2 protein-coding genes are annotated in these 2441 nt (G+C 67.1%); both read right to left on the bottom strand.

From position 1 onward, the window contains the following. Window positions 1–102: 102 nt before the first annotated feature. Window positions 103–2055, bottom strand: coding sequence for an ankyrin repeat domain-containing protein (locus VEK15_28690; GenBank protein ID HXV64710.1), 1953 nt, complete (start codon window positions 2053–2055; stop codon window positions 103–105). Then, window positions 2052–2441 (bottom strand): hypothetical protein (locus VEK15_28695; GenBank protein ID HXV64711.1); only part of this gene is annotated, 390 nt, incomplete at its 5' end. The genes VEK15_28690 and VEK15_28695, both read right to left, overlap by 4 nt.

Consider the following 2441-nt stretch of genomic DNA (forward strand, 5'->3'; position numbering starts at 1 on the left):
GATTACGCTAAAGCAGTAATCGTGATGACGCACCTTCTCCAATTGAAGAATCTGGAGCGCGACTGTTCTGAAGCGTGCGCAACGCGAACCGAGGCGACAACGCTAGCGGCGTTTCTCCTTCGGAGCGCCGGAGGACGGCGACGAGTGACCGCTCGGCGCCGGCGCCCAGGGGTCGTTGACTCCAGCTCCCTCACAAAAGTCACCGGTGTCGAGGAAATGGGTGTGGAGGCACCGGAGCGACGAGCCGAGACTCGTCAGAAGCTTCACCGTATCCGGATAGGCCACGCGAGTGAAGAAGCCGGCCCGGCCGCCACGCGCCATGTCGGCGGTCGACTGACCGAGACGCGTGATCGTCGTGACGTCCGCCCCCTTGGAGACGAGGTACTCGATGAGCTCGTTGTCCCCACGTGACGCGGCGTAGTGGAGCGGTCGGTAGCCCCAGGAGTCCGACAGGTTCACGTCCGCCCCGTGCTGCTCAACGAGATACTTCACCGCCGGCAGAAACTGATCCGGCACGTTTCGAACGCTGAAGGCTCCGAGCCCGAGGTAGCCGCCGCCCGCGGCAGCGTGGATCGGGTAGGCGTTCGGTGCCCCCTCGGGGATGTAGGGAAGCGCCGAGTCTTCCTGCTGCCGGCCGTCCTGCTGCCTCCGCTCCCTCATCCCGACCTCGGGCCACTTCGTCGGGATGTTCGGATCGGCTCCGTGCGCCGCGAGGAGCTTCATGGCTCCGATGTCCTGGGCGAAGGCGGCACGCCAGAAGGGCGTCGCCCCGGTGAGGTCGATGCCCATCTTGGTGAGACCGTACTCCCAGTACCACAGATGCGTTCTCAGCCGAACGTTCGGGCTCGCCCCGGCCGCGAGAAGGGCCTTCAGTACGTCCATGTACCCGGATCGCTGCTCGTCCTGCGCTCGGGGTTGAGGGTAGTTCGACTTCGGTGCCCACTGTGTCTGGAGCACGGCGAAGAGCGGCGAGACGCCGTCGGTGAAGGCCGCGAGATTGGGATCCGCACCGCGCCCGAGAAGCACGAGCGCCAGATCGAACTGCCCGTTGAGCGCGGCGATGAGGAGCGGGCTGGTTCCATCGGCGCTCACCTGGTTGACATCCGCATCGCCGTCGAGAAGGGCGACGGCTGCCTCGATGTGGCCTTCGCGTGCCGCGTGAAGGAGCGCGGTCATGCCGCCCGTCTTTCCAACGAGGACCTCCCGATAGGGAGGACGCACGACGTCCGGGCCTCCGGGGTAGTCGGGGCGCACCCGCGCGAGCGAGGTGGCGTCGACGTCTCCCACGTCGTAGCCGGAGAGGAGGAACTCGCGCTGCGCGCGGATCGCAGACTGAACCTCGGCCGGGCTCAGCTCCACCTCGGGTCGTTTCGAGCGAGCGTACGGGGTGTCCGCCTCGACATCGGGCTCCGCGTCAGAGCCTCCATCCTTGGAAAGCATCGCTTGCAGACGGCTCGTGGCCTCGCGATCGAGCGCGAGACTCGGGAGCACATCGACGACTTTCGTGGTGGCTCCGGGGCTCGCCCCCCGCGCGAGAAGCTCTCTGATGGCGGCGGCGCGGTTGGACGCCGCCGCGAACATCAAAGGCGTTTGACCCGCCGCGCTCTCGCGGGCGTCGACATTCGCCCCGCGAGCGATGAGGGCCGCTACGGCGTCCCCGCCTCCGGCCGCCGCCGCGGCAAGGTGTAACGGCGTCACGCCGCTCGTCGTGGTAACCGCGTCGGGATTCCCGCCCGCGTCGAGCAACAGGTTCACGATGCGGACGGATCCGAGCCGGCTCGCAAGATGCAACGGTGTGTAGCCTCCGATGCGCGTGGTCGCCGTCGGATCGGCAGAGGCGGCGAGAAGAAGCGCGACGACTTCGGGGTGGTCGTGCTCCGCCGCCCAATGGAGCGCGGTCATGCCGTCACCCTCGGCGGCGTTCACGTCGGCCCCGCGGTCGAGAAGCGCGCGCACGGCTTCGATGTCTCCGCGGCGCGCGGCGTCGATCAGACCGGGCGGCGGAGCCGCGGCCAGGGCGATCGTCAGGAATGCTGCCAACGTCCCGACGGTCATGACGCACCCTCCAAGGAGAAGGCTCCCGTGCTGTCGCCGAACGCCGTCATCTCTTCGTGTCCGATCTTCTGCATCAGGCTCACGAACACGTTCGCCATCGGAGTGCCCTCGGGGGCCCTCAGATGGAGGCCTCCTTCGAGCGCGCCGTTCGCGTGACCGAAAAGGAGAAGCGGCGCCCGGCGGTGATTGTGGAGGTTTCCATCGGCCATCGCCGAGCCCCAGACGATCGCCGTCTTGTCGAGCAGCGAGCCGTCGCCGTCGAAGGTGTCGCCCAGCTTTTTCAGCAAATACCCGAGCTGGCCGACGCGGTAGGTGTTGATCTTGTTGAAATCCAGGATGTCGGCGGGAACGTTTCCGTGGTGCGACGCGCCATGAATGGATTTCGT

Source organism: Vicinamibacteria bacterium (genome assembly GCA_035620555.1).
Classification (GTDB): Bacteria; Acidobacteriota; Vicinamibacteria; order Marinacidobacterales; family SMYC01; genus DASPGQ01.

Bases quoted from the DNA above. Each gene is read 5' to 3' on its own strand.
- VEK15_28690 (HXV64710.1), bottom strand. From the start codon at position 2,055: ATGACCGTCGGGACGTTGGCAGCATTCCTGACGATCGCCCTGGCCGCG.